The organism is Bradyrhizobium sp. AZCC 1610 (assembly GCF_036924515.1).
GTDB lineage: Bacteria > Pseudomonadota > Alphaproteobacteria > Rhizobiales > Xanthobacteraceae > Bradyrhizobium.
Genome location: NZ_JAZHRR010000001.1, coordinates 3293096 through 3318658, shown reverse-complemented (window position 1 = coordinate 3318658; position 25563 = coordinate 3293096). Strand labels below are relative to the sequence as shown.

The window sequence follows — 25563 nt, the reverse complement described above, 5'->3', positions numbered from 1 at the left end:
CCGAGCGCGCTGCGCAGCATCCGGGGAACGTCGTGGTGCCGGCAAGGGGCGGTTACGACGCTGCGCGATGCGCCTTTTCCTGCAGTCGCATCCGCAACGACTTCACGGAATCGTTCGGCAGCAGCGTTGCCACGGTAACAACGGGCTCCGCTCGCGCGTCGCGCTGGCCGTGGCTGGTATGGCGCATCACGCTCAACAGCCGCCGCGCGATGGTGTGCGCCGTCTTCAGGTCGGTTTCGGCAAAGACCACGACAACCGAGCCGTCTTCCTGGGCGGCGCCGAAATCCATCTGCCGCATCAGGCGGCTGATGATCCGCGCGCCGTCGAATTGCGCGCGGGGATGTTCGGGATCGAACGCAAAGCGTGCGACCGACAATCCGCCGCCGCGTTGCTGCGTCTGGTAGATGGCGCTGGCGAAGTCGCGCTCGAAGGCGTCCCGGGTGAGCAGGCCGGTCCGCGCGTCGATCAGGCCATCGGCGTCGATGGCCCTCAGCGTTCGGCTCAGATGCGCCTCGAAGGCATGCTGGCGGATCAGCGGCAGCGCCGTCGCGACCGCCTGGGCGGCGTCGTCGGAAACAACCTCGAGGTTCGGCAGATCGTAGGCCGGCGCCAGATCACCTGCCGTCACGACGACGGGAAGGTTGCGGAACCGGGCATCCTCCGTCAGCACGGTGAGGAAGGCGTCGATCACGCGCGGGCTGAAGCCTTCGCCGAGCACGATGCCGTCGATGTCTCTGACGTTGAGATGCTTCGCAGCCGCCTCGATCGAGAGCGCGCCGACCACGCCGGTGCGCTCGCCAAGCGCGACCGACAACGTCGGATAGGCGCCGCCGCGGCCGATCAGCAGCACGGTAGCGTCGCGCGCCGGATCGATATGCGACAGCACCATCGGCGTTGCCGGCACCAGCCGGCGCATCACGGTCGCATGCAACGACCGCACGCGCAGCGCGGCACGCAGCCGAGCCACCAGGCGGTCAGAGCCGCCTTGAGTTTGCAGGGTTTGGGTTTGCGAGATTTGGCTCTGGAAGAAAGGAATGACGTTGTCTGGATGCGGGACCCGCGGGTCGACCGAGATCAGCGGCAGATAAGGCTGGCGTGCCGCTACTCGCGCTGCCAGTTCCGCCAGTCCGGCTGCATCGGTGTCGGAGGTTGCAGCCAGCACGGCGGCCGGTTGCACCTGTTCGACGGCGCGCACCGCGTCCGTCCATTCGGTCTCGACCACCGGAAATAGCCTCGCGAGGTCGAGCGTGGCGGCAAAGGACGGCCGTCTCGCGGTCGACACGACGAGGATCGGACCTTGCTGGGACATCTTGAGAACTCGGGTCAGGCGCGCATCTGGAACCAGCGATGCTAGTTTGCGCCGCTTAATGCGGCGTCAACGCCGAGCCGCCGGAGGCTCTCAGAGCGCGTTGGAGCGATCGCGAAATGCTTCCACCATCAATGGGTTAAGGCCAAGTTCTGTCAGCGCGTCCCGAGCGCGCGCATTGTCGAGGGCGCGGCCGGCGAGCCGGTGGCCGCTGAGGCGATCGGGCAATGCGGTCAGGAGCGCGCCCTGGCCGAGCCGCCGCGCCCATTCCTGCAGGTCCTGCGCCAGGAACCGGTAGCCGCCGACGGCCATGACGCCGGAAGGCGGCGCGGTGATGTTGATCGCGCCGGGTCACGCGGTCGATCCGCGCCGCGTAATCCGTATCGACGTAGTCGCGCGGCGGCGAGGCGATCAGGGAGTCGCTCGGCGGCGGAGGCGGTGCATAGGCCGCGACCGGCACCATCGGCCCGCGCAATCCCAACGTGCCGCGCGGCGTCAGCAGGATCTCGCCCGCGATCGACGATCCCGGCAATTCGCGCGGCGCGCCGTGAAGGCCGGGCTTGATCAGGGCCGGCGAGCCGTCCTCCGCGATCCGGCGCGCGCCGAACAATCCGGCCTCGCCGAACAGATAGACATCCGTCAGCGTCGCCTGCTGCGCGGTCCAGCACGCGCTGGAGCCGACCTGTTCCGGCGTGCGCCACAGGCCGATGACATTGCGCAGGCTCGGCATCCGCGCCGCGAGGTCCAGTTCGTCCAGCCGCAGCGCCAGTTGCGCCGGTGCAATCAGCGTATCGCAGGCCTGTTCGTTGATCTGTTGTTCCAGCGCCTCCTCGTCGAACGGATGGTGCAGCACCAGCGTTCCGCCCGACAAGAGCCAGACCGCCAGCGACGAGGCGAGGCCGGCAAACGACATCGGCGAGAAGGCCGACAGGACAGTTGCGCCCTGTGGCACGTCGCTTTCGAGCGACATCGCAAGGCCGCCGGCAATCAGGCCGAGATGGGCGCGCGGGACCGGCCGGAAGCCGTCCGCGGTGACGTCGAAGGAAATCAGCGCCGCCTTGCGGCCGTCCTGGATCACGGCGCGCGTGGTCAGGGATTCCCGGAAAATCGCGTTGTCGAGCGAGGCCATGCCTTCGGGCAGGTCACTGCCGAAGCCGCAGACATGGCGGATCGAGAACGCTTCGGCGGCGGCGTTCATGGCGATATCAGAATAGATCACGCCGTCGACCTTGCCCGAGGTCACGATCCCCCGCGCGGCGGTGCGGTTGAGCGCCATGGTCAATTCCGACTGCCGCCAGAGCAGCGGCAGCACCGCGACGACGAGGCCGGCGCGGAAGGCGGCGAGCACGGTGATCGCGAATTCGATGGTATTGGGCAGTTGAACCGCGATCACGGAATTGGCCGGCAAGCCGGACTCGATGAAGTGCGCGGCCAGCGACGAGATCATGCGGTCGGCCTGCGCGAAGGTAAGACGCTTCGGCGGCTGGCCGGTGATGCGCTGCTTGTTGAGGGGATCGACCAGCGCCAGCGCATCCGGCTGCCGCGCCAGGTTCCGTTTGAACAAGGTATCGAGCGTTGGCGAAGCAGTGGGCTGGGTCACGGCGTTACTTTGGCTCTGTCACGAGGGTTGCACAGCTGGTGAATCATTTCGCTTCCGGCTTCTGCCACCAGGTCTCCGGCAGATAGCCTGTCAGCGCGGTCGCTACAGGCCGTTCTATCCGATTCCAGCGCGCGATCCATTGCTCCTGCACGTTAAACACCGGAATAGCATAGAAGCCAGACATCAGGGCGCGGTCGAGCGCCCGCACCGCGGAGACGAAGGCCGGCCGCTCGCGCGCCTCGAGCAGCGCCGCAATCAGGGCGTCGATGGCGGGCTCCTTCGCCCCCATGTAATTCCGCGTGCCGGGAATGTCGGCGGCCTGGCTGCCAAAGTAGAAGGACTGCTCGTTGCCGGGGGAGAGCGACTGATCCCAGCGGTTCTGCAGCATGTCGAACTCGTAGCCGAGCCGGCGCTGGTCGAACTGCACGGGATCGACCGCGCGAACGTTGGCCTCGATGCCGGCGCGCTTGAGGTCGCGCTGATAGGCCAGCGCGATCCGCTCCTGATCGCGCGTCGTCACCAGGATTTCGAAGGCGAAGGGGATTTTGGTCGCACGCTGCCGCAGCACGGTTCCATCGAGCTCGTAACCGGCTTCCGACAGCAATTTGAGCGCGCTGCGCAGCGTCGTGCGATCGCGTCCCGACCCGTCGGTGACGGGCAGGCGGTAGCTGCCGTCGAGAATATCCGGCCGGATGCGCTCGGTGAACGGCTTCAAAAGCTCGCGCTCGCGCTCATCGGCGGGACGGGCATAGGCGGATAGTTCGGATCCTGCGAAGAAGCCGGCGGAGCGCGTATAGAGCCCGAAAAAGTAATTCCGATTGATCCACTCGAAATCGAACAGCAGTGTCAGCGCCTGCCGCACGCGGATGTCCGAAAACACCGGACGCCGCGTGTTGAACACCAGGAATTCCGACGGCTGCGGCATCCCGGTCTTGATGGTGTCGCGGATCACTTCGCCGTTGCGGGCCGCCGGAAAATCGTAGCCTTCGTGCCAGCGCAGCGGTTCGTGTTCGACGCGAAAGTCGTAGAGGCCGCGCTTGAACGCTTCGAACAGCCCGTTGGATTCGCGATAGAAGTCGAGCCTAATCTCGTCGAAGTTCCACAAGCCACGATTGACCGGCAGGTCGCGGCCCCAGTAATCGGGATTGCGGGTCAGCGTGACGCTGGCTCCCGGCTTGACGGCGGTGACGCGATAGGGGCCCGAACCGATCGGTCCGGTCATCGTGGTTTCCTCGAACGTCGCGGGATCGACCGCGTGCCGCGGCAGGACCGGCATCAAGCCGAGGATCAGCGGCAGCTCGCGGTCATTGGCACCGCCGAAATCGAAACGCACCGTTAGGGGATCGGTCGCCTCGGCCTTTGCGACCTTGGAATAATACTGGCGGTGATTGGGGCGGCCCTTGTCGCGCAGCAAGGCCCACGAAAACAGGACGTCCTCTGCCGTGACCGGCTTCCCATCGGCGAAGCGCGCTTTCGGATCGAGGTGGAAGGTGACATAGCTGCGCGCGTCGTCGGTTTCGACGCTTTTCGCGAGCAAGCCATAGAGCGTGAAAGCCTCGTCGTTGCCGCGCGCCATCAGGCTCTCGACCACAAGGCTCCTGATTTGCTGAACGGCGAGGCCACGAACGATCTGGGGATTGAGGCTGTCGAAGGTTCCGAGGACGCCCCAGAGCAGCCGCCCGCCCTTTGGCGCATCGGGATTGGCGTAGGGCATATGCGTGAAGCCGGGGGGGAGGGCTGGCACGCCGTGCATCGCCAGCGCGTGACTTTCGGCCGCCTTCGCCTCGCAGAGCGGCCCGGGAGGCGTTACACCCAGCGCGAGGGCGATACATGCCAACACACGCAGGCGGATACGCCCGGAGACGGTCACAGGCGGGCAGGGATTTGATTCGAAAATGCGCACCCGCAAGCTTTACCATAGGCTTCGGCCTCGGCCTGCGAGGAACGCCAAAGATACCTGTCGGCATTGATCTTTTCGTCTGCCGCTGTATTGAAGGCGGGCAGTTGATGACGGCGGGAACACCGGTCACGTATCCGCCTCAATTGCCAACGAGACAGCCGCCCCAGCGCGGCTAGGTGTCGGTGCCTGTAGCGGTTTCGGGCGCTGCGGTTCAGAAAGGGTTTTCCGCAATGAATTTCCGTATCTTGGCCGGGTCGATCCGGCCGCGTGGGCAGATCTTCGCCCTGTTGGCGGCCTCGGCTTTGTCGGCAACGTTGATCGCTTCGGGCGCGCAAGCCCAGCAGCCCGCGCCGGCGCCCGGCGCCCCCAAGGCTGCTCCTGCTCCTGCGCCTGCCGCTCCGAAAGCGCCTCCGAAGGCTGCTCCCAAGGGTCCCGCCGGCGCCCCGGCCGCGCAAGCCCCTCCGGCTGGCGCTCCCGGCGCCGCCCCCCAGCCGCAGGAACAGCAGGTCCAGCTGATTTACGCGCCCTGGACCAAGTTCTGCCTCAAGGGGCAGGAAGCCGGCGCCAAGCAGGTTTGCTTCACCGGCAAGGACGGCCGCATCGAGTCCGGCCAGCCCGTCATCGCCGCCGTCATCATCGAGCCGGAAGGCGAGCCGAAGAAGCTCCTGCGCGTGACCCTGCCGCTCGGCATGCAGCTCGTGCACGGAACCCGGATCATCGTCGACAGCAATGCGCCGCTGCAGGGCCCCTACGTCATCTGCTTCCAGAACGGTTGCATGTCCGACTACGAAGCGACCCCCGAGCTGATTGCCAGCCTGAAGAAGGGCCAGAATCTCGTTGTTCAGGCGATCAATTCCAACGGCGCGCCGCTGACGCTGCCGCTGCCGCTCGCGGGTGAATTCGCCAAGGCCTATGACGGTCCGCCGACCGATCCGAAGGTGTTCGAGGAAAACCAGAAGAAGCTGCAGGAAGAGCTGCAGAAGCGGGCTGAAGAGCAGCGCAAGAAGCTCGAGGGCGGCGGCGGCGCCAATCCGGCGGCGAAGTAGCAGCCGCATCCATCTGACAAAACAAAAAGGCGCCCGAGCAGGGCGCCTTTTTTTATTGCGGGCAAAGATGACTAGTTCAGCGACGGATTGCGCGGGCGATAGCCACCTGCCTTGTCCTTCACGAAGATCTCGGCCACCTGCGAATGCCGGATCGGCTCGCCGGAATCGTCCGGCAGCAGGTTTTGCTCGGAGACATAGGCGACGTATTCGGAGTCCGAATTCTCCGCGAGCAGATGATAGAACGGCTGATCCTTGTGAGGCCGAACCTCCTCGGGGATCGACAACCACCACTCCTCGGTATTGTTGAATTCCGGATCGATATCGAAAATCACGCCCCGGAATGAAAACACCCGGTGGCGGACAATCTGCCCGATCTGAAATTTGGCGGTGCGCGCTTTGATCATGTCCCGTCGAATAGACCATGATTGTGGCCGATGCTAGGGGCAATAGGACGAATTAACCTTTACATGTGGTGGCCACGTCCGGCGCCATACCCCCGAAATTACTGACGAAAAGACGTTTTCGAGATGGTCGATATCCTCAACCTCGCGCTTCCCTATTTCGGCCTGATCTTCATCGGCTTTGCCTGCGGCAAGACCAGGGGCCTGCCGGAGTCCGGCCTCGCCTGGATGAACTTCTTCCTGCTGTACGTTTCTTTGCCGGCGTTGCTGTTTCGCATCATGTCGGAGACACCGTTCGCCGAACTGAACAACCCGCCATTCCTGATCGCAACGACGATCGGCACGGTCAGCGCTTTCGTGCTGGCGATGGTGACAGGACGAATCATCGGCGAGCTCTCGCTGCGCAAGGCGACGATCTCGGGCCTTGCCGGTGCCTACGGAAACATCGGCTACATAGGACCGGGGCTGGCGCTGGCGGTGCTTGGCAGCAAGGCAGCGGCGCCGACCGCGCTGATCTTCTGCTGCGACAGCATTTTCCTGTTCTCGATCGTGCCGCTGTTGATGGCGCTGACCGATCGCGAGCATCCCTCCTTCCTGCACGCGATTGGCGTCGCCGTACGGCAGATCGTGCTGAACCCGCTGATCATGTCTGCTGCCGCCGGAGCGCTCGCTGCGGCGCTACATATTCAACTGCCCGTTGCGGTCGACAAAACGCTGCTGTTCCTGCAGAACGCGGCCGCGCCGACCGCGCTGTTCGTGCTCGGCGTCACCGTGGCGCTGCGGCCGTTCGATCGCGTGCCCTGGGAAGTGCCGGGCGTGATCGCGATCAAACTCGTGATCCATCCGCTGCTCGTGTTCGGCTTGATGCTGCTGTTCGGGCCGTTCGCGCAACCCTGGGCGGCGACCGCGGTCCTGATGGCAGCACTGCCGCCGGCGCTGAACGTGTTCGTGATGGCGCGGCAGAACAATACCTGGATCGCGCCGGCGTCGGTGGCCGTCCTGATCGGGACCTTCGCATCCGTGATCACGCTGACCAGCGTGATGTGGTTCATCCAGAGCGGACGGCTGGTGTTTCCGTAAGGCGTGGCACGGGGCGAAACACAAAATCTCGAAAACAAGCCCATGCAAAGTAGAAAATCACGTCGCGTAGCCCGGGCGAGCGAAGCGACCCCGGGGACCGGTCCCGGGGTCGCTTCGCTCGCCCGGGCTACGGCAGTATGGTCAGCTCACGCGCTTCCAGGTCGGCGCCAGCCCCTCGCGCATCGCGAGCCGCCGCAGCGGGCCGAACGAACCTAGCAGGTGCATGCCGGCCGCGCGCAGCGATTGCATCCCTAAGAAATCGCTGAGCAATGAACGGTTGGCGACATCGATGGCAATCAGCCGGCTCGCGACGTCGGCGCGGCGGGCGGACTGATAACGCGCCAGCACTGCCGGCGATCCCGGATCCTCCCCGAGCGAGATCGCAGTTCCTGCGATGTCGGCGATATCGGCCGCATCGCGCAATCCCATGTTGAGGCCCTGCGCGCCGATCGGCGGCACCACATGGGCGGATTCGCCGACCAGCGCGACACGATGGCTGGCGAATTGGTCGGGACGCTCGATCGTCAGCGGAAACAGGTTGCGCCCGGCTTCAACCTGGACGCGACCGAGAATGGAGTGCGACTGCGTTTCCGCGGCCTCCGACAATTCGTCGTCGCTGAGCGACATCAACCGCTCGGTTTCCCTGGTCGCCGAAACCCATACCACGCTGCAGCGGTTGCCGGGCAGGGGCACGAATACGCACGGACCTTGCGCGGTGTGAAATTCGGTGGAGATGCCGTTGTGCGGCCGCGAATGGGAAATGTTGAACGTCAGCGCCGACTGATGCAGGTCGCGGCGGCTCATCCCGATTCCGGCCGCCTCGCGGGACGGCGATTGCCGCCCGTCGGCGCCGATCACCAGCCGCGCGGCAAGCTGCTCGCCCTTGCCGGCATGGATCGTGACGATCGCATCCTGCGGGGCGATCGTTACCGCCTCATCGTCAAATCGGGTCAGGTTCGAAAGCCCGGCGGTACGCTCTTCGAGGGCGACCATCAGCGAGCGGTTGTCGATGTTGTAGCCGAACTGTTCGAGACCGATCTCGTCCGAGGTGAAGCGCACCTCGGGTGCACGGATCAGCCGGCCGGTGTCGTCGACGAGGCGCATGATCCGCAATGCGGCGGCCTTGTCCCGGCAGCGGGACCAGACGTCCAGCCGTTCGAGCAGATCGGTGGAAGCCCCCAACAGCGCCGTGGTGCGGTTGTCGGCATAAGGGACGCGGCGGGCGAGCAGGGCGGTTTTCGCGCCAGTCGCGGCCAGCGCGATGGCCGCGGTCAACCCCGCCGGCCCGCCACCGATCACGGCGGCGTCATAAACTTGCGATGCATCGTTCATATTGGGACAATCGACGTTCGGAGCGGCATTTTCAAGCCATCAACTGGCCGAAATGTTTCCGCCCAATCGCGCGACGGAACGCCGCAAGCGCCGATATGCAAATCGGAGCGATTCCTGATAGCACTGCCGGAGCAATGGACCAGACAACCGAGCCAGATTCCGCCCCGGCGACGAGCCGAATGCGGACCGCAGCATTCGCCGTGCATCTCTTCACGGCAATGGGCGCGGGCATCGCGTTGCTGGCGATGCTGGAGGCTGTGCGCGAACACTGGGCCAACATGTTCGGCTGGCTTGGCGTCGCCCTGATCATCGACGCGATCGATGGGCCGCTGGCGCGCAGGCTGGATGTCGTGCGGCTGCAGCCGAACTGGTCGGGCGAGGTGCTCGATCTCGTCGTCGATTACGTGACCTACGTCTTCGTGCCGGCCTATGCCATCACCGCGAGCGGGATGCTGCTGCCGGTGGCGGCGCCAATTCTCGGCATCGGCATTATGGTGTCGGGTGCGCTTTATTTTGCGGACAAGCGCATGAAGGCGTCGGACAACCACTTCCGCGGCTTCCCGGCGCTGTGGAACGCGGCGGCGTTTTATTTGTTCTTGCTGCACCTGCCACCGGCCCTGTCGACTCTCGGAATAGCCATCTTGATCGCGCTGACATTCGCTCCGTTTCATGTGTTGCATCCGATCCGGGTGGTGCGTCTGCGCTGGCTGACCCTGTGGCTGATGGCCATCGGAGCCGGGCTGGCGATCTATACGCTCGTCTGCGATTTCAACGTGGGCGCTCCTGTCGTTGCCGCGCTTTGTGCCATCGCGGCCTACATAGTAGGAAGTGACGCAGTGATCCGGCGCATCAAATCGTTCAAGGCATGATGGAATTATTGACGAGCCCGGAGGCCTGGGCGGCGCTGTTGACATTGACGGCGCTGGAAATCGTGCTCGGCATCGACAATGTCATCTTCATTTCGGTGATCGTGTCGCGCATCCCGCCTGATCAGGCCAAGCGCGCGCGGCAGATCGGCTTGTTGCTGGCGCTGGTGTTCCGCATCGTCCTGCTCAGCGTGTTGGTATGGCTGATCGGTCTTACCGAACCGGTCATCACGGTGAGGAACGTCGAGTTTTCGTGGCGCGACATCATCCTGATAGGCGGCGGGGCGTTCCTGATTGCCAAGGCGACGCATGAAATACATGGCGAGGTCGAGGCCGGCGACGCCGAACCTGATGGCGAACCAAAGGCCAGCGCATTTTTCTGGGTGATCGTTCAGATCATCGTCATCGACATGGTGTTTTCGCTGGACTCGATCATCACCGCGATCGGCATGTCACAGGATCTAGAAATCATGATCGCAGCCGTCGTGATCGCCTGCATCGTCATGTACGTGTCGTCGGGCCCGGTGGCGCGATTTGTGGCAAATCATCCGACCACAAAAATGCTGGCGCTGGCGTTCCTGGTGCTGATCGGTGTGGCGCTGGTCGCGGACGGTTTCCAATTCCATATCCCGCGCGGCTACATCTATTTTGCCATGTTGTTCGCGGCCGCCGTCGAACTGTTCAATGTGCTCGCCCGGCGCAACCGCAGGAAGGTCGCCAGGTAGCCGGTTTCGGCCCGGCGAGTTGACAATACGGCGGCGATGGCTTTCGTTTCGCTTTCAAGTTGGGCGCTTCAGGACATACCGAGGGAGAGACTGTTATGACCAAGGCCGTGCGCGTGCACAAGGTGGGGGGTCCGGAAGCCCTGGTGTATGAGAGTGTGGACGTGCTGGCGCCGGGACCGGGCGAGGTTCGCCTTCGCCAACATGCCGTCGGCGTGAACTTCATCGACGTCTATTTCCGCACCGGCCTCTACAAGGCGCCGGGGCTGCCGTTCATCGCCGGCAACGAAGCCGCCGGCGAGGTCGTGGCCGTCGGCCCGGGCGTCACCAATTTTCATCCCGGCGATCGCGTCGCTTATTATTTCACGCTCGGCGGCTACGCCAGCGAGCGGGTGATCCCGGCGGACAAGCTGGTCAAGCTGCCCGACCACATCACCTACGAGCAGGGCGCGGTCCTGATGCTCAAGGGGCTGACGGTCTGGTACCTCCTGCACAAGACCTTCAAGGTCGAACCCGGCCATCGCGTGCTGATCCATGCCGCCGCGGGCGGCATTGGGCTGCTCGCCTGCCAGTGGGCAAAGGCGCTCGGCGCGCATGTGATCGGCACCGTCGGCACCAAGGCGAAGGCCGATCTGGCGCTCGCCAATGGCTGCGACCACGTCATCCTTTACAATGAAGAAGACTTCGTGGCGCGCGTGAAACAGATCAGCCGCAACGAACTCTGCGACGTCGTCTATGACGGCGTCGGCAAGACCACCTTTCCGGGCTCGCTGTCGTGCCTGCGGCCGCGCGGCCTGTTCGTGAGTTTTGGCAACGCCTCCGGCCCGGTACCGCCGTTCCCGCTCGCCGAACTCAACAATCACGGCTCGCTGTTCGCGACCCGGCCGAAACTCAACGACTATGTTAGCACCCGCAAGGAACTGCTCGAAGGCGCCGACACGCTGTTCGCCGCCGTCATCAACGGCAAGCTCCACGTGCCGATCAACCACGCCTACGCGCTGAAGGATGCCGCCAAGGCGCATACCGAGCTCGAGAGCAGGGCGACCACGGGGGCGGCGATCCTGCGGCCGTAATCTTCGCCGTCATTGCGAGGAGCGAAGCGACGAAGCAATCCACCTTTCCGCTTGGGCAAGTATGGATTGCTTCGCTTCGCTCGCAATGACGGGCGACCGCGAGCGGATTACGCCACCCGCCTTGCCGCACCAGCCTTCACCAAAATCGCATCAAGGCAATCGATCATCAGCGATATCTCCTCGCGGGTGACGTTGAGCGCCGGCATGAAGCGCAGCGCGTCGGGCTGCGGCGAGTTGATCAGCACGCCCTCCGCAAGCGCCTCGGCCACGATCGCGGCGCCGATCGGCAGTTTCAAGTCGAGTGCGAGCAACAGGCCCCGGCCGCGCACCTCGCCGAGGCCATGCCGCGCCGACAGTTTCTGCAACTCGCTTTCCAGGAAAAGGCCGGCATCCGCCACAGCTTTCAGGAATTTCGGCTCGGCGACGTGTTCGAGCACCGCCAGCCCCGCGGCGCACATCAAGGGATTGCCGTTGAATGTGCCGCCCTGGTCGCCGTGCTCGAAGCAGGAGGCGTGCCCGGTGGCGAGCAGGGCGGCCAGCGGCACGCCGCCGCCGATGCCTTTGCCAAGCGTCATGATGTCGGGCTTGATGCCGGCATGTTCGTAGTGGAACAGCTTTCCGGTACGGCCCATGCCGGTCTGGATCTCGTCGACGATCAGCAGCAGGCCGTGTTGCGTGGTCAGCGCGCGCAACTCTTTCAGGAACTGATCGGTCGCCGGCCAGACGCCGGCTTCGCCCTGGATCGGCTCCAGCATCACGGCGACCGTGTTGTCCGAGATCAGCGCCTTCACTGAATCGAGCTCGTTGAGCTTGGCCTTGCGGAAGCCCGATACTTTCGGCTCGAACAGCGGCTCGAACGCCTTCTTGCCCGATGCCGACATGGTGGCGAGCGTGCGGCCGTGAAAGCCGCCCTCGAAGGTGATGATTTCGAACGCGCCGTTCTTGTATTTCGCGCCGTACTTCCGCGCGAGCTTGATGGCGCCCTCATTGGCCTCCGCGCCTGAATTGGCGAAGAAGACCTGATCGAAGCAGCTGTTCTCGACCAGCGCCTTCGCAAGCTTCAGGCTGGGACCGTTGTAGAAGGCGGGACTTGGCGTCAGCAACAGCTTGGCCTGTACGGCAAGCGCTTCCGCAACGGCAGGCGGCGAATGGCCGAGCGCGTTGACGGCCCAGCCTTGTACGAAGTCGAGATAGCGCTTGCGGGAGTCGTCCCAGAGATAGGAGCCCGCACCGCGGACGAACACCACCGGCGGGCGAGCGGTAATCTCCATCAGCGCATCGAACGGATGGGTAGCGTCAGTCATGTCGATCTCCTCAGGGTTTTTGGGGAAGGGGCAGGCCGAAACGCAAGAAGGCCGCACTTTTGAGGGTGCGGCCTTCTCGAAAACTTGGCTGAAACTAGCTGATCAGCGTTGTCGTCGGACACGGCGCAACCCATCGTCGCTGGAGCGACGACGCAGGCAGGCGCGGCGGTTGGTCCGGTTCAGTTTCATGGCGATGGCCCATACAGCCTGACGCCAGTGGATGTCAAGCGGCGTCGAACGGCCTCAGAACCCCGCGACGCTACCGTGTAGGTCATATTGATCCGCCCGCTCGATCTTCGCGGTGACGATTTCGCCGACCTTCAGCGGGCGGCGGCTGGAGAGATAGACCGCGCCATCGATCTGCGGCGCGTCGGCCTTTGACCGACCCTTTGCGACCGTCGGTCCGACCTCGTCGACGATGATCTGCTGTCTCGTGCCGACCTTGCGCTTGAGGCGGCGTGCGGAGATTTTCTGCTGCCGGGCCATCAGCGCGTTCCAGCGCTCCTGCTTGATCTCGTCGGGCACGGCGTTGCCGATCGCATTCGACGCGGCGCCCGCCACCGGCTCGTATTTGAAGCAGCCGAGACGATCGATCTCGGCGTCTTCCAGCCAATCCAGCAAATACGCAAAGTCGGAATCGGTTTCGCCGGGGAAGCCGACGATGAAGGTCGAGCGCAGCGTCAGGTCAGGACATTCCGCGCGCCACTTCTGGATCCGCGCCAGCGTCTTTTCCTGGTGGGCCGGACGCTTCATGGCCCGCAGCACGTCCGGGCTTGCATGCTGAAAGGGGATGTCGAGATAGGGCAGAATCTTGCCCTCGGTCATCAGCCCGATGACTTCATCGACATGCGGGTAGGGGTAGACATATTGCAGCCGCACCCAGGCGCCGAGTTCGCCGAGTTCTTTGGCGAGGTCGAAGAATTTGGCGCGGACCTGGCGGTCCTTCCACGGGCTGTCGGCATATTTGATGTCGACGCCGTAGGCCGACGTGTCCTGCGAGATGACGAGCAGTTCCTTGACGCCGGCACTGACCAGCTTTTCCGCCTCGCGCAGCACGTCGTTGGCCGGACGCGACACCAGATCGCCGCGCAGCTTTGGAATGATGCAGAAGCTGCAGCGGTTGTTGCAGCCTTCGGAAATCTTCAGATAAGCGTAGTGGCGCGGCGTCAGCTTGATGCCCTGCGGCGGCACCAGATCGAGATGCGGGTTATGAACCGGCGGCAGCGCCCGGTGCACGGCTTCCAGCACGCTCTCATATTGCTGCGGACCCGTGATCGACAGTACGCCGGGATACGCCGCCTCGATCTGTTCGGGCTCGGCGCCCATGCAGCCGGTGACGATGACCTTGCCGTTCTCCGCCATCGCCTCGCCGATGGCGCCGAGCGATTCCTGCTTGGCGCTGTCGAGGAAGCCACAGGTATTGACGATCACGATGTCGGCGCCATCATGCTTGCGCGCCAGCTCATAGCCTTCGGCACGCAGCCGGGTGATAATGCGCTCGGAATCCACTAGCGCCTTGGGGCACCCAAGCGAAACAAAGCTGACTTTGGGCGCAGCGGCCTGTTGCATATCTAAATCTGCCTGATTGATGTGCACGAACTAGTCCTAATCGTTCACAATTACAAGACTTTGCCGGGACTTCTGACGTGCTATGGAAGCCCTGCCGGGTTAAGAGTTGACCGATGAGCGCTGAGTCTTCGCCGAAAATCGTCATAGTCGACGAAAGCCCGATCCGGGCCGCAATCCTGGAAGAAGGGCTGCGGGAGGCTGGTTTTACGGGCGTCGTGCATATCAGCGAAATGCAGAGCCTGCTGGCGCGGATCTATGCGCTCGACCCCGACGTGATCCTGATCGACCTGGAAAACCCCAGCCGCGACGTTCTGGAACAGATGTTCCAGGTCAGCCGCGCGGTGCGGCGGCCGATCGCCATGTTCGTCGACCAGAGCGATGCGGCCTCGATCCAGGCCTCCGTCGACGCCGGCGTTTCCGCCTATATCGTCGATGGCCTGAAGAAGGAGCGGATCAAGCCGATCCTCGACCTCTGCATCTCCCGCTTCAACGCCTTCTCGAAGCTGCAGGACGAGCTCGATCGCACCAAATTCGCGCTCGAGGAACGCAAGGTGATTGACCGCGCCAAGGGAATCCTGATGAAGGTCAAGGGCCTCACCGAAGATGAGGCCTATGTGCTCATGCGCTCCACGGCGATGCGCGAGAAAAAGAAGATCGGCGAGATCGCGCAGTCGATTCTGACCGCCTCGGAGCTGTTGAAATGACGACACCGCTGCATATCGGCTTCATTCCGCTGGTTGACGCCGCCGCGCTGATCATCGCCGTCGACAAGGGCTTTGCGGCGGCCGAAGGGCTCGATGTCACGCTGGTGCGGGAAGTGTCGTGGTCCAATGTCCGCGACAAGCTCAATATCGGCCTGTTCGACGCAGCGCATTTGCTGGCGCCGGTAGCGATTGCGTCGAGTCTCGGGCTTGGACACGTCAAGGTGCCGATCGTGGCGCCATTCAATCTGGGCCTCAACGGCAACGCGATCACGGTATCGCCGGCGCTGCATGCGGCAATCATGGGCGAGATCGAGGGCGACGCCATCGATCCCATGGCCACCGCACTGGCGCTCGCCCGCGTCGTAGCCATCAGGCGCAAGAGCGGCGCGGAACCGCTGACGTTTGGCATGACGTTCCCATTCTCCACCCACAATTACCAGCTTCGGTTCTGGATGGCGGCGGGCGGGGTCGATCCCGACGAGGACGTTCGCCTGGTGGTGCTACCGCCGCCTTACATGGTGGACAGCCTCGCCAACGGTCATGTCGATGCGTTCTGCGTCGGCGCCCCCTGGAACTCGGTCGCGGTCGATCTCGGCGTCGGCCACATTCTGCATTTCGTCTCGGATATCCTGGTGCGCGCGGCAGAAAAGGTTCTCGCGGTCAGGCAAAGCTGGTCGGAAAAGAATGCGGACGTGCTGGCCGCCCTGGTCCGGGCGGCTGCCCACGCCGCCGAATACATCGAGGATCCCGGAAACCGCGCGGAGACCGCGCATGTCCTGGCGCGGCCCGACCGGATCGGTGTCGGCGCCGAGGTGATCCAGCGCACCCTCGACGGCCGGCTGAAGATTTCACCCGATGGCCAACGGCGCGAGAGCGGCCGCTATCTTCTGGTCGGGCGCGAGGGCGCGGGCCGTCCCGATCCCGCGCAGGCCGCCTGGCTTTATGCGCAAATGGTCCGCTGGGGTCAGACGGCGATGCGGCCGGACGCGCTCCGAACCGCCATGGGGGTCTTCAGGCCGGACCTCCACGACGCCGCCATGGGGCACCAGGGCAAGGCCTCCGGCGCTTCCGACGCCATCGGCGCCTTTGCTGGTCCCGCGTTTGATCCGGGCGACATCGCCGGGCACTTGGCGGCTTTCAAAATCGGGCATTGGAAGCCGTGAGCCGATCATCTGAAGCAATATTAGGCAGTATCCCGTAGTGGATAATTTTTAGGCAGAATGCTCACGAAGCAACAGTGAAGCAAGCTTCATAGCTTCGAGATCACCCCGGGAACAGATTGAAATAGCAAGATATTATCGACGAGACCGTCTGGCACGCAACTTGAATGGTGCAGTGCGGTCGGCTCGTCGCAGCTGCCTGCTGACCGACGTCCAAGATGGATTTCCGCAGCAACGAAGCTGGTCGGACCGCATACCAAAATCGTCACCCGGCAACACACAGCCGAGCCGATTTCCGGAGCGGTCCATCCCATTCGTTGACGCCACCGATGGTGGCCGCAGGAGTTTCGTCGCACATGAAAATCGAAGCGCTCACTGTCGACTTTACCGACGAGCAGAAACGCTACCTCGAAGGCTTTACCACCGGCTTGCAGATCAGCCGGGTCGGGCGCGGCCTCGGCGGGGTTGGCGCCGGCAAGGCGAATGCCGAACCGGCCGGACCGGATGCCGCGCATATCAAGGCGCAGGACAAGGTCACAGCCTCCGGCAAGAAGCTCGCCGACCAGGAAAAATTCAAGCGCGAGGAGCATCCGTTCGATGCCTATCCGCGGCTGAAGCAACAGGCGCTCGACAATGCGCCGCCGAATCCCGCGGACAATTTCCGCTGGCGCTATTACGGCCTGTTCTATGTGGCACCGGCGCAGGATTCCTACATGTGCCGCTTAAGGATCCCGAACGGCATTCTGAAGCACTGGCAGTTTGCCGGCCTGGCCGATCTCGCCGAAAAACTGTGCGGACCGTTTTGCCACGTCACCACGCGGGCCAATCTGCAGGTGCGCGAGATTCCGCCGAAGAACGCGGTGGCGTTGATCGAGGGCATCCAGGATCTTGGCCTGTGCTCGCGCGGCACCGGCGCCGACAACATTCGCAACGTCACGGGCACGCCGACGGCCGGGATCGATCCGCAGGAGCTGCTGGACACCCGCGAATATGCGCGCGAGTGGCACTATCACATCCTCAACGATCGCTCGCTGTACGGGTTGCCGCGCAAGTTCAACGTCGCCTTCGACGGCGCCGGCAGGATCGCGGTGCTGGAGGATACCAACGACATCGCGTTTTCCGCGGTCGAGGTGAAGGATGGTTTTGGCGTCGAGTCCGGCGTCTGGTTCCGCCTCGGGCTTGGCGGCATCACCGGCCACAGGGATTTCGCCAAATACGGTGACATCATCGTCAAGCCGGCCGATGCGACCAAGGTATCGGATGCCATCGTGCGTATCTTCATCGATCTCGGCGACCGCACCAACCGCAACAAGGCCCGGTTGAAATATGTGCTCGACGCCATGGGGCACGACAAGTTTCTCGCGCTGGTCGAGGAGCGGCTCGGCAAACCCTTCACCCGCGTGCCGCCGGAAGCACTCGCGCCGCGGCCGGCGTTCGATCGCATGGCCCATATCGGCGTGCACAAGCAGAAGCAGGAAGGGCTGAACTGGATCGGCGTCTCATTGCCGCTCGGAAAAGTTACCTGCGATCAGATGCGCGGGCTGGCCAAGATCGCGCAGGACCTTGGCGACGGCGATATCCGACTGACGGTCTGGCAGAACCTTCTGATCCCGGGCGTGCGCGATCAGAATGTCGAACTTGCGATCGCCGCGATCAGGAAAATCGGGCTCGCGGTCGAGGCCTCGCAAATCCGTGCCGGGCTGATCGCCTGCACCGGCAATGCCGGCTGCCGGTTTGCGGCATCGAACACCAAGCGCCATGCCGCCGAGATCGGTGACTGGTGCGAGCCGCGCGTCAACATCGACACACCGCTGAATATCCACGTCACCGGCTGTCATCACTCCTGCGCGCAGCATTACATCAGCGATATCGGGCTGATCGCGGCGAAGGTGGATGTCGGCGAGGATGTCGATCCCGTCGAGGGCTATCACTTGTTCACCGGCGGTGGCTTTGGTCCGGACGCCGATGTCGGGCAGGAGGTCTATCACGACCTCAAGGCCGAGGAGGCTCCGCAAACCGTGGAGCGGCTGCTGAAAGCCTATCTCGCGCATCGTGTTTCGCCCGAAGAAACCTTCCTGACATTTGCGCGCCGCCATGACGGCGAGACGCTGCGCAAGCTGGCTGACGCTGAGGTGTCCTCATGAACCAGATCACGCCGCCGCCCAAGATCGAGATCATTCCCTCGAGCGCACCGTTCTCCGAGGCGCAGCGTTCCTGGCTGAACGGGTTCTTTGCCGGATTGCTGTCGGACGCCCCGACGCCGCTGTCGGCCGAGCAGGGCGCCGCCGTCATGCAAGGTGCCGGCGATGGCGACGACGGCGAAGCGCCCTGGCATGACCAGACCATGCCAATTGCCGATCGCATGAAACTCGCGGAGGGCCGCCCGCTGCGGCGGCGCATGATGGCGGCGATGGCGCAGCAGGATTGCGGCCAGTGCGGCTACGATTGCCATAACTATTCGGAAGCGATCGCCAGCAAGAGCGAAGCGCGGCTCAACCTCTGCGTCCCCGGCGGCAAGGAAACCGCCCGGATGCTGAAGGCGCTCTATGAGGACATCGACAAGGCGCCGGCTGCGGCTTCATCGGCGCCTGCAGCAGCGCCGGCTGCGCCTGTGGTGGCGGCGAAGCCGGGGCGATCGCGCGATAATCCGATCGCGGCGACCTTCTTGTCGCGTCGTCTCCTGAACAAGAAGGGTTCGGAGAAGGAGACCTGGCATATCGAGTTCGATCTCTCCGGCTGCGGCCTCGACTATGTCGTCGGCGATTCCTTCGGCATTTTTGCCCGCAACGATGTTGGCCTGGTGGATCAGATCATCGCGCTGCTCGGCGCCTCCCACACCACCAAGGTGAACGGCAAGACGCTGCGCGAAGTCCTGATCGATGATGTCTCGCTGTCGCCGGCGCCGGACTCGCTGTTCGAGCTGATTTCCTTCATCACCGGTGGCGCCATTCGCGAAAAGGCAAGGGCGCTGGCGCAGGGCGAGGATCCAGATGGCGATGCGGCCACGCTTGACGTCATGGCCGTGCTGCAGAAATTCTCCGGCGCCCGACCGCATCCGGAAGCCTTCGTCGAAGCGCTCGAGCCGCTGCAGCCGCGGCTTTACTCGATCTCGTCGTCGCACAATGCGACGCCTGGAAAATTATCGCTAACGGTGGACTGCGTGCGCTACGTGATCAACAAGCGCAAGCGCCTGGGTCTCGCGTCTACCTTCCTCGCCGAGCGCATCAATCCCGGCGATGAGCTGAAGGTCTATGTGCAGAAGGCCCACGGCTTCGCGCTGCCGCAGGATCCGAGGACGCCCATCATCATGATCGGGCCCGGCACCGGCGTGGCGCCGTTCCGCGCCTTCCTGCTCGACCGCCGTGCCACCGGCGCACCCGGCAAGAACTGGCTGTTCTTCGGCCATCAGCGCAGCGACTGCGATTTCTTCTACGCCGACGAGCTCAACGCGTTGAAGACGTCGGGTCTGTTGACGCGGCTGTCGCTGGCGTGGTCGCGCGACGGCGACAAGAAATTCTACGTGCAGGACCGCATGCGCGAGGTCGGCCGCGAATTGTGGACCTGGCTTGCCGAGGGCGCCAACATCTACGTCTGCGGCGATGCCAAGCGGATGGCCAAGGACGTCGAGCGCGCCCTGGTCGATATCGTCGCCCAGTTCGGCGCCCGGACCACCGACGAGGCGGTCAGTTTTGTGGCCGAACTCAAGAAGAAGGGCCGGTTCCAGCACGACGTTTACTAATCCGGGTTCCAACTGGCTCAAATCGGCCCGAATAAAATTCTCGCTCTGGTCGGGAGGAGGGGAATTTTCCCCTCGAAATGGAGTGCGCCGGAGCGCCCGTATCGCTATTTCGGCGGATATCTTGAATCTGGACGCAAACGATATTCCATATGCGGTCCATGCTGCGTTGGAGATCGACCATGCGCGAACTATCGGCGGAAGCCCGCCTGCACCTTTACGCACGCTCGGTGTCCCGCCGTTCCGGCACCGGGCTTCACACCGCCGCGCTCTACAGCGCGTTCGCGCTCATTGCCGCCATCGTGTTCGGCACGCTTTCGGTTCATCCGTTCTAAGAACTACTGTGCCGTCTTGAACGGCGCCACCGCAATCCCCGCATCCTTCAACGCCTGACGCACCCCGCGCGCGATGTCGACCGCGCCCGGCGTGTCGCCGTGAATGCACACGGTGTCGGTGCGCATCTTGATCACCTTACCGGTAACCGACACCACTGCGCCGTCCTGCACCATCCGCACCACGCGGTCGGCAATCTCTTTCGCGTCGTGCAGCACCGCGCCCGGCTTCTTACGCGACACCAGCGAGCCATTGTCTTCATAGGCGCGGTCGGCAAACACTTCGTGCACCATCGGCAAGTTGGCGGCTTCGCCGGCCTGCACCAGCTTGGAATTGGCGAGCACCACGAAAATCAGATTGGGGTCGACGGCCTTGATGCCGTTGGCGATGGCCTTCGCGGTCATGTCGTCCTCGCAGGCGACGTTGGAGAGCGCGCCATGCGCCTTGACGTGGGTGACCTTGTAACCCGCCGCGGTCGCAATCGCCTGCAACGCACCGATCTGGTAGGCGATGAGGTTCTCGATCTCCGACGACTTCAGGCCGGGGATCGGCCGCCGTCCGAAGCCGTGCAGGTCGCGATACCCAGGGTGCGCGCCGACGCTGACGCCGCGCGCCTTCGCCAGTTCGACCGTGCGGCGCATGATGTCGGCATCGCCGGCATGAAAGCCGCAGGCGACGTTCACCGACGTCGCCAGCTCGATCATCGCGGCGTCGTTGCCCATTTCCCACGCGCCAAATCCTTCGCCGAGATCGCAATTGAGGTCGATGGTTGTCATGATGCTGGTCCGCTTCTCGTGAGTGGATTGGTTGATCAGTCCGGGCCCGCTATGTCGGCCAGAGATACGGCGTGCCAGGTTCCGGCATCGACGGCGCTGACGGCGTGGCCCGCGACATTGGCATCGTGCAGCGCATCGATGTTGAGATCAACGCTTTCGATGGCCCGCAGCCGCTCGGGCAGGGCGCGCAGCAACGCCGTAAATTTGCGCGCTTCCGCTTGCGCTTCCGCCATGCTGATGGCCCTGAAGCGAAAGCCGCGCCCGGCGGGGATCTGCGCAAGCCGCCCGAAGTCGGCCGAAATCACGGTTGCAATCTTGGGATAGCCGCCGCTGGTGCCGCGGTCCGGCATCAGCACGATCGGCTGGCCATTGCCGGGCACCTGCAGGCTGCCGTTGACGGTGCCATCGGAAACGATGTTGTGGCCATGGAGATGCCTAAGCACAGGGCCTTCGAGCCGGTAGCCCATGCGATCGCTGGTTGCCGATATCTTCCATTCGCTGTCGACAAACAGTTTTTTGGTCTCGTCGGCGAATTCGTCATCCTGCGGACCCCAGACCATCCGGATCGGCGCATCGGTTGCCGCCGGCAGCTCGATCCGCCGTTCCGGCGCGTTGCTTGCGGCCTTTGTCTGCAGTTCGTCGCCGTCCTGCAGGGGGCGTGGATAGGGGCTGCCTAGGCCGGCGCGCGCGTTGACGGCAAGGCTGCCGAACATCGGCTCGCCGGCAATGCCGCCTTCGATCGCGAGATAGCTGAACGAGCCGCCGCGCGCAAAACCGAGCGTCAGGGTCTCGCCATCGGCAAGCGTTGCCGAAGTATCCGATGCCATGGGTCGGCCGGCGATATCGGCATTGCGCGAGGCTCCCGCCAGCGCCACGCGCACCGCGCCGCCGCGTGCGGTGAAGCTTGCCCCGAACGGACCGACTTCGACAGCCGCCGTGAACGGCTCATTGCCAACCAGCGTATTCGCGGCCGCCAGCGCCAGCCGATCCATCGCCCCGCTCGGCACCAGGCCGTAACGCTGGGCGCCGGGACGTCCGCCGTCCTGTACCGAACTCGCCGGGCCGATCGATGCGATGACGAGCTTGCTCATGAGGCGATCTGCTCGGCAATGAATGCGCCGGCTTCGGCGGCGCGATCCTGTTCCGCAAAGGTCTTGGCATCGACCGGTGCAAAAGTGACGTTGTCGCCCGGTTCCAGCAGGAAGATCGGATCGCGATGCAGTTGATAGGTGCGGACCGCCGTCCGTCCCAGAAGGTGCCAGCCGCTCGGGCCGGCGAGGCACTGCACGCCGGTCTGCACGCCGCCGATCGAGATGGTGCCGGCCGGCGTTAGCAAGCGCGGATTCTGCCGCCGCGGCATGTGCAGGGTGTCAGCGAGCCCGCTGAGATAGGACCAACCCGGCGTAAAACCGATCATGGCGACCCGGTAGTCGCCGGCGACATGCCGCGCCACGATCTCGTCGGGCGTGGTGTTGAGGGTTTTGGCGACATCCTCGAGGTCGATGCCGTGCTCGCCGCCATAGACAACCGGGATGCGCCAGCGCCGGGACTTTATCGTTGCCGGTACCGGCCGCTGCGCCAGCGCGAGAATCTTTTCGCCAAGCTTGTCGAAATCGATTTGCTCGGGATCGTAATGGACGAGCAGCGAGCGATAGGTCGGGACGGTCTCCGTGACACCCGTGACCGGCTCGGCGGCCATGGCGCGGTCGAGCGCCAGCACCCGCCGGTTGGCGGCATCGTCGATGTTGCGGCTGAATTCCACCGTGATGGCACTGTCGCCACTCGGCAAAAGGCGGGGCGGGGGAAGCGTCGCGGCCATGGCCTCGTTACTGTCTCGCGGCTTTAGCTTTGCTTTTGAGCATGATCTCTTCGGAAAACCGGTACCCACTTTTCCGGATCATGCTCCTGTGCTGACCTCAACCTGTAGCGTGTTTTGGGCGCGAGTGGAATTCGCTTCGCGCGAAATCAGCTAGTAAGTTCAATAAATTAATCTGCATGCCGATGATAAGATGTTGTGATCGTGCTGCTTTCCGCGAGCCCTTGACGCGACACCCATGCTTCGCAAGATGCGCTACCATTCACCCGTCCTCCGGAGCCTGCATTCCAGATGTCCCTGTCCCCCGAAGCCCTCGCAACCCTCTCCGGCGTATCCACCGCCACCATCACCACCGTGCTGCTCAAGAAGGGCCTGCGAAACGTCTGGATGCGCGGCACCAAGCCGCTGCGGCCTGGGCAGCCGAGGCTGGTCGGACCGGCTTTTACGCTGCGCTTCGTGCCCGCGCGCGAAGATCTCGCAACACCCGAGTCGTGGTCGTCGCCGATTTCGACCCGTACGGCGATTGAAGCGATGCCGAAAGGCTGCATCGCCGTGGTCGACGCCATGGGCGTCACTGATGCCGGCATCTTCGGCGACATTCTTTGCGCGCGCATGGTCAAGCGCGGCGTTGCCGCGCTGATCACCGATGGCGTGGTGCGCGACCTCGAAGGCGTGCTCGGCACCAACCTTCCGGTTTGGTGCGATGGCTTTGCGGCGCCGCCCTCGGTCGCTGGGCTGACGTTCGTCGGCTGGGGCGAGCCGATCGGCTGCGGCGGGGTCGCGGTATTTCCAAACGACATCGTCGTCGCTGACCAGGACGGCGCGGTGCTGATCCCGCAGGCATTGCTCGACCATGTGCTGGCCGAGGGGCCGGAGCAGGAGCGAATGGAAGCCTGGATCGTCAACGAGGTGAATAACGGCGCGGCATTGCCAGGCCTCTATCCGATGAACGCCGAGACCAAGGCGCGCTACGCGGCCAGCAAGAAATAACCTGAGAAAGAGGGAGATAACTCCATGGATATCCATCTCGCGGGCTCCCGCCCGACACGCCGGGCGCCGCCCGACTATTTCACCGGCACGGTGCTACAGGATCCGATTATTGCAACGGAATCGCCGGCGCGTTTGGTCTCCACCCGTGTTGCCTTTGAGCCGGGCGCGCGAACCGCGTGGCATACGCATCCCCTGGGCCAGACCCTGTACGTGATCTCAGGTGTTGGCCGCGTGCAGGCCAAGGGCGGACCGGTCCGCGAAATCCGGCCCGGCGACGTGGTTTGGATCCCGCCGAACGAAAAGCACTGGCACGGCGCGTCGCCGACCAACGGCATGACCCATATCGCCATGCAGGAAGCGTTCGACGGCAGCTACGTAACCTGGATGGAGCATGTGACCGACGCCGAGTATTCGGCGAAGCTCGGCTAATTTCGCTGCGCCGTCCAGGTGCCCGAGCAAAGGGCGGCGCGCCAGGTGCCTGAACCCGACGTTCCTGAGAGGCGACCGGTGCCGACTGCGCGCTTCAGGCCGGTCGACAATGTCACGCTGATGTTGCCGGCCTCGGCGACGCGGCCCGATGCCGTTACCGTCATGCTGTTCGAGGCTACCTGGCCGTTGCTGATTCCGATCGAGACCGACGCGCTGCTGCTGCATGCTGCGCTCGACGAGGTGATCTGCACATTCCAGTCGCCGTCGAATGTCGCGGCTGCGGATGGTGTCGCAAAGCCCAGTGCAGTAAGCAGCGAAGCAGCTACTACGGATTTCCGAAACTTCAGCATGACGTGCCCCTTTGGTTTGGACACGATCACGGTCTCACAGCGGTTCCATTACGACTGTGATTGCCATCACGCGTCAAGACGCCATAACAGGGCTCAGTGAAAAGCCCCGCGTTGCGGCGGGGCTTCGATTGAATGCGCAGCAGTGCTTGCCGGTCAGTTGACGCGGGTCCAGGTCTGGCCGCCACAGAACATGCCGCCAAAGGCGCAGCCCTGAACGCGCAGACTGTCGGTGCCCTTGAGGGCGATCGTCGAATCGTAGGTGCTGCCGGTATTCGGATCGAAAATCCGGCCACTCCACTTGTCCTTGCCGGGTTTCATATTGATCAAAACCTGCTCGCCGTTTTGGTTCGACTTCTTGTCGACGGAATAGCCGCAGATATTGGGACCGCACGGTTCGATCCGCACCTTGCCTTCCTTCTCCTCCGTCAGCCACACGCCGAGCGGTGAGTTCGCAGGCGAAGGTGCCGAAGCTGCCGGGACAGCGGCCTGTTTCTGTTGCGGCGGCGGTGGCGCTGGCGCGACAACGGGAGCAGGCGCCGGCGGGACAGCCGGAGCGGTGTTCTGTTGCACCGGGGGAGCAGCGGGCGCTGCTGGCGCAGGCGCATCAGCCGGCGCAACGGCCGCCGTGGCGGTCGACGGCTCGCTCCTCGAAGTGGTGGCTGGAGCGGCCGGAGCAGGGGGGACCGGCGCTGGCGCGGCCGCAGGAGCGGTCGCCTGCTCAGTCGGTGCCGGCGCAGCCGGCGGCGGTGGCGCCGTCTCGGGTGCGGCCGGCGGGGCGGTCCTTGCCTGCTGCGGCGCCTTCTTGCCCGGACGATCAAGGTCGCCTTCCTCGCCACGCGAGCGCTTGGCCTTCTTGCCGGTATTATCGTAGACGCCGGGAATGGAAACGGTGCCTCGATCGGGATCGATCGTAATGGTGCGGCCGCCATACTCAAACGTGTACTGGGCCTGCGCGGTGGTGAGGCTGCTCGCGAGCAAGAGCACAGCGATAGCGAGACACTTCTTCATTGCGACCTCCTGAGCAGGGAATCCAATCCCCGAAGCTATTACGCACCGATAGCTTCGCCCAA

23 protein-coding genes and 1 pseudogene are annotated in these 25563 nt (G+C 64.1%); 12 read left to right on the top strand and 12 right to left on the bottom strand.

All coding sequences use genetic code 11. From position 1 onward, the window contains the following. Positions 1 to 52 precede the first annotated feature (52 nt). The 3 genes and pseudogenes from V1279_RS16385 to V1279_RS16375 all read right to left on the bottom strand — a co-directional run bounded on the left by V1279_RS16385 (position 53) and on the right by V1279_RS16375 (position 4659). On the bottom strand, positions 53 to 1309 hold the full coding sequence (locus V1279_RS16385) for a GGDEF domain-containing protein (protein WP_334437638.1): 1257 nt from the start codon (positions 1307 to 1309) through the stop codon (positions 53 to 55). Between the two features lie 90 nt (positions 1310 to 1399). Continuing rightward, positions 1400 to 2906, bottom strand: a pseudogene (locus V1279_RS16380) (AMP-binding protein). 43 nt (positions 2907 to 2949) lie between these two features. Then, positions 2950 to 4659 carry an extracellular solute-binding protein gene (locus V1279_RS16375; RefSeq protein ID WP_334446420.1) on the bottom strand — a complete coding sequence of 570 codons (1710 nt, stop codon included), beginning with the start codon at positions 4657 to 4659 and terminating at the stop codon, positions 2950 to 2952. Positions 4660 to 5036: 377 nt separating this feature from the next. On the opposite strand from V1279_RS16375, the gene V1279_RS16370 reads away from it, so the two are divergent. Further along, positions 5037 to 5852 carry an invasion associated locus B family protein gene (locus V1279_RS16370; RefSeq protein WP_334437635.1) on the top strand — a complete coding sequence of 272 codons (816 nt, stop codon included), beginning with the start codon at positions 5037 to 5039 and terminating at the stop codon, positions 5850 to 5852. Positions 5853 to 5923: 71 nt separating this feature from the next. Here V1279_RS16370 and hspQ read toward each other — a convergent pair whose 3' ends face one another. Beyond that, positions 5924 to 6256 (bottom strand): heat shock protein HspQ, encoded by a 333-nt coding sequence (gene hspQ, locus V1279_RS16365; protein ID WP_334437633.1) that lies wholly within the window; start codon positions 6254 to 6256, stop codon positions 5924 to 5926. 123 nt (positions 6257 to 6379) lie between these two features. Here hspQ and V1279_RS16360 point away from each other — a divergent pair, with 123 nt between their 5' ends. Further along, positions 6380 to 7333: an AEC family transporter gene (locus V1279_RS16360; RefSeq protein ID WP_334437631.1), complete on the top strand. Its 954-nt coding sequence runs from the start codon at positions 6380 to 6382 to the stop codon at positions 7331 to 7333. A gap of 141 nt (positions 7334 to 7474) precedes the next feature. On the opposite strand, the gene V1279_RS16355 is transcribed toward V1279_RS16360, so the two are convergent. Further along, positions 7475 to 8665 carry a UbiH/UbiF family hydroxylase gene (locus tag V1279_RS16355; RefSeq protein ID WP_334437629.1) on the bottom strand — a complete coding sequence of 397 codons (1191 nt, stop codon included), beginning with the start codon at positions 8663 to 8665 and terminating at the stop codon, positions 7475 to 7477. 134 nt (positions 8666 to 8799) lie between these two features. On the opposite strand from V1279_RS16355, the gene pcsA reads away from it, so the two are divergent. From pcsA to V1279_RS16340, 3 genes are all read left to right on the top strand, one after another. Beyond that, on the top strand, positions 8800 to 9534 hold the full coding sequence (pcsA, locus tag V1279_RS16350) for a phosphatidylcholine synthase (RefSeq protein ID WP_334437627.1): 735 nt from the start codon (positions 8800 to 8802) through the stop codon (positions 9532 to 9534). Next, entirely contained in the window at positions 9531 to 10256 is a 726-nt protein-coding gene (locus V1279_RS16345) for a TerC family protein (RefSeq protein WP_334437624.1), read from the top strand. The genes pcsA and V1279_RS16345 overlap by 4 nt, the downstream gene beginning before the upstream one ends. Before the next feature lie 95 nt (positions 10257 to 10351). After that, on the top strand, positions 10352 to 11326 hold the full coding sequence (locus tag V1279_RS16340; protein WP_334437621.1) for a quinone oxidoreductase family protein: 975 nt from the start codon (positions 10352 to 10354) through the stop codon (positions 11324 to 11326). 107 nt (positions 11327 to 11433) lie between these two features. Here V1279_RS16340 and V1279_RS16335 read toward each other — a convergent pair whose 3' ends face one another. Beyond that, positions 11434 to 12630 carry an acetylornithine transaminase gene (locus V1279_RS16335; protein WP_334437618.1) on the bottom strand — a complete coding sequence of 399 codons (1197 nt, stop codon included), beginning with the start codon at positions 12628 to 12630 and terminating at the stop codon, positions 11434 to 11436. A 243-nt stretch (positions 12631 to 12873) separates the two neighbouring features. Next, complete coding sequence (gene rimO / locus V1279_RS16330; protein WP_334437615.1) at positions 12874 to 14199, bottom strand: 30S ribosomal protein S12 methylthiotransferase RimO; 1326 nt, start codon at positions 14197 to 14199, stop codon at positions 12874 to 12876. A 113-nt stretch (positions 14200 to 14312) separates the two neighbouring features. On the opposite strand from rimO, the gene V1279_RS16325 reads away from it, so the two are divergent. From V1279_RS16325 to V1279_RS16305, 5 genes are all read left to right on the top strand, one after another. Further along, positions 14313 to 14903: an ANTAR domain-containing response regulator gene (locus V1279_RS16325; RefSeq protein WP_247777861.1), complete on the top strand. Its 591-nt coding sequence runs from the start codon at positions 14313 to 14315 to the stop codon at positions 14901 to 14903. Further along, on the top strand, positions 14900 to 16066 hold the full coding sequence (locus tag V1279_RS16320) for a CmpA/NrtA family ABC transporter substrate-binding protein (protein WP_334437611.1): 1167 nt from the start codon (positions 14900 to 14902) through the stop codon (positions 16064 to 16066). Before V1279_RS16325 ends, V1279_RS16320 begins: the two co-directional genes overlap by 4 nt. A 353-nt stretch (positions 16067 to 16419) precedes the next feature. Further along, positions 16420 to 18207 (top strand): NirA family protein, encoded by a 1788-nt coding sequence (locus V1279_RS16315; protein ID WP_334437609.1) that lies wholly within the window; start codon positions 16420 to 16422, stop codon positions 18205 to 18207. Next, on the top strand, positions 18204 to 19802 hold the full coding sequence (locus V1279_RS16310; protein ID WP_334437607.1) for a sulfite reductase subunit alpha: 1599 nt from the start codon (positions 18204 to 18206) through the stop codon (positions 19800 to 19802). The genes V1279_RS16315 and V1279_RS16310 overlap by 4 nt, the downstream gene beginning before the upstream one ends. A gap of 179 nt (positions 19803 to 19981) precedes the next feature. Further along, positions 19982 to 20134, top strand: a complete 153-nt coding sequence (locus V1279_RS16305; RefSeq protein WP_247777853.1) for a hypothetical protein — start codon at positions 19982 to 19984, stop codon at positions 20132 to 20134. 3 nt (positions 20135 to 20137) lie between these two features. Here V1279_RS16305 and V1279_RS16300 read toward each other — a convergent pair whose 3' ends face one another. The 3 genes from V1279_RS16300 to pxpB are packed head-to-tail and all read right to left on the bottom strand — an operon-like array spanning position 20138 to position 22727. Next, positions 20138 to 20908, bottom strand: coding sequence for a LamB/YcsF family protein (locus V1279_RS16300; RefSeq protein WP_334437604.1), 771 nt, complete (start codon positions 20906 to 20908; stop codon positions 20138 to 20140). A 35-nt stretch (positions 20909 to 20943) separates the two neighbouring features. Then, entirely contained in the window at positions 20944 to 21999 is a 1056-nt protein-coding gene (locus V1279_RS16295; RefSeq protein ID WP_334437599.1) for a biotin-dependent carboxyltransferase family protein, read from the bottom strand. Then, entirely contained in the window at positions 21996 to 22727 is a 732-nt protein-coding gene (gene pxpB, locus V1279_RS16290) for a 5-oxoprolinase subunit PxpB (RefSeq protein ID WP_334437596.1), read from the bottom strand. Before pxpB ends, V1279_RS16295 begins: the two co-directional genes overlap by 4 nt. 288 nt (positions 22728 to 23015) lie before the next feature. Between pxpB and V1279_RS16285 the strand changes: the two genes are divergently transcribed. Both V1279_RS16285 and V1279_RS16280 read left to right on the top strand, forming a co-directional pair. Continuing rightward, positions 23016 to 23714, top strand: a complete 699-nt coding sequence (locus V1279_RS16285; RefSeq protein WP_334437594.1) for a ribonuclease activity regulator RraA — start codon at positions 23016 to 23018, stop codon at positions 23712 to 23714. 24 nt (positions 23715 to 23738) lie between these two features. Next, positions 23739 to 24143 carry a (R)-mandelonitrile lyase gene (locus tag V1279_RS16280; RefSeq protein ID WP_334437592.1) on the top strand — a complete coding sequence of 135 codons (405 nt, stop codon included), beginning with the start codon at positions 23739 to 23741 and terminating at the stop codon, positions 24141 to 24143. Here the strand turns inward: V1279_RS16280 and V1279_RS16275 are convergent. Continuing rightward, the gene (locus tag V1279_RS16275) at positions 24140 to 24493 is read right to left on the bottom strand and encodes a hypothetical protein (protein ID WP_334437589.1); all 354 of its coding nucleotides are present in this window, start codon (positions 24491 to 24493) and stop codon (positions 24140 to 24142) included. The genes V1279_RS16280 and V1279_RS16275 overlap by 4 nt on opposite strands. Positions 24494 to 24646: 153 nt before the next feature. Beyond that, positions 24647 to 25501: a DUF2147 domain-containing protein gene (locus tag V1279_RS16270; protein ID WP_334437586.1), complete on the bottom strand. Its 855-nt coding sequence runs from the start codon at positions 25499 to 25501 to the stop codon at positions 24647 to 24649. Positions 25502 to 25563: the final 62 nt, after the last annotated feature.

Bases quoted from the DNA above. Each gene is read 5' to 3' on its own strand.
- V1279_RS16385 (WP_334437638.1), bottom strand. From the start codon at position 1,309: ATGTCCCAGCAAGGTCCGATCCTCGTCGTGTCGACCGCGAGACGGCCG.
- V1279_RS16275 (WP_334437589.1), bottom strand. From the start codon at position 24,493: ATGCTGAAGTTTCGGAAATCCGTAGTAGCTGCTTCGCTGCTTACTGCA.
- pcsA (WP_334437627.1), top strand. From the start codon at position 8,800: ATGGACCAGACAACCGAGCCAGATTCCGCCCCGGCGACGAGCCGAATG.
- V1279_RS16315 (WP_334437609.1), top strand. From the start codon at position 16,420: ATGAAAATCGAAGCGCTCACTGTCGACTTTACCGACGAGCAGAAACGC.
- V1279_RS16335 (WP_334437618.1), bottom strand. From the start codon at position 12,630: ATGACTGACGCTACCCATCCGTTCGATGCGCTGATGGAGATTACCGCT.
- V1279_RS16270 (WP_334437586.1), bottom strand. From the start codon at position 25,501: ATGAAGAAGTGTCTCGCTATCGCTGTGCTCTTGCTCGCGAGCAGCCTC.
- V1279_RS16375 (WP_334446420.1), bottom strand. From the start codon at position 4,659: ATGCACGGCGTGCCAGCCCTCCCCCCCGGCTTCACGCATATGCCCTAC.
- V1279_RS16310 (WP_334437607.1), top strand. From the start codon at position 18,204: ATGAACCAGATCACGCCGCCGCCCAAGATCGAGATCATTCCCTCGAGC.
- V1279_RS16355 (WP_334437629.1), bottom strand. From the start codon at position 8,665: ATGAACGATGCATCGCAAGTTTATGACGCCGCCGTGATCGGTGGCGGG.
- V1279_RS16320 (WP_334437611.1), top strand. From the start codon at position 14,900: ATGACGACACCGCTGCATATCGGCTTCATTCCGCTGGTTGACGCCGCC.
- V1279_RS16370 (WP_334437635.1), top strand. From the start codon at position 5,037: ATGAATTTCCGTATCTTGGCCGGGTCGATCCGGCCGCGTGGGCAGATC.
- V1279_RS16360 (WP_334437631.1), top strand. From the start codon at position 6,380: ATGGTCGATATCCTCAACCTCGCGCTTCCCTATTTCGGCCTGATCTTC.
- V1279_RS16305 (WP_247777853.1), top strand. From the start codon at position 19,982: ATGCGCGAACTATCGGCGGAAGCCCGCCTGCACCTTTACGCACGCTCG.
- rimO (WP_334437615.1), bottom strand. From the start codon at position 14,199: ATGCAACAGGCCGCTGCGCCCAAAGTCAGCTTTGTTTCGCTTGGGTGC.
- V1279_RS16340 (WP_334437621.1), top strand. From the start codon at position 10,352: ATGACCAAGGCCGTGCGCGTGCACAAGGTGGGGGGTCCGGAAGCCCTG.
- V1279_RS16325 (WP_247777861.1), top strand. From the start codon at position 14,313: ATGAGCGCTGAGTCTTCGCCGAAAATCGTCATAGTCGACGAAAGCCCG.
- hspQ (WP_334437633.1), bottom strand. From the start codon at position 6,256: ATGATCAAAGCGCGCACCGCCAAATTTCAGATCGGGCAGATTGTCCGC.
- V1279_RS16300 (WP_334437604.1), bottom strand. From the start codon at position 20,908: ATGACAACCATCGACCTCAATTGCGATCTCGGCGAAGGATTTGGCGCG.
- V1279_RS16345 (WP_334437624.1), top strand. From the start codon at position 9,531: ATGATGGAATTATTGACGAGCCCGGAGGCCTGGGCGGCGCTGTTGACA.
- V1279_RS16295 (WP_334437599.1), bottom strand. From the start codon at position 21,999: ATGAGCAAGCTCGTCATCGCATCGATCGGCCCGGCGAGTTCGGTACAG.
- V1279_RS16285 (WP_334437594.1), top strand. From the start codon at position 23,016: ATGTCCCTGTCCCCCGAAGCCCTCGCAACCCTCTCCGGCGTATCCACC.
- pxpB (WP_334437596.1), bottom strand. From the start codon at position 22,727: ATGGCCGCGACGCTTCCCCCGCCCCGCCTTTTGCCGAGTGGCGACAGT.
- V1279_RS16280 (WP_334437592.1), top strand. From the start codon at position 23,739: ATGGATATCCATCTCGCGGGCTCCCGCCCGACACGCCGGGCGCCGCCC.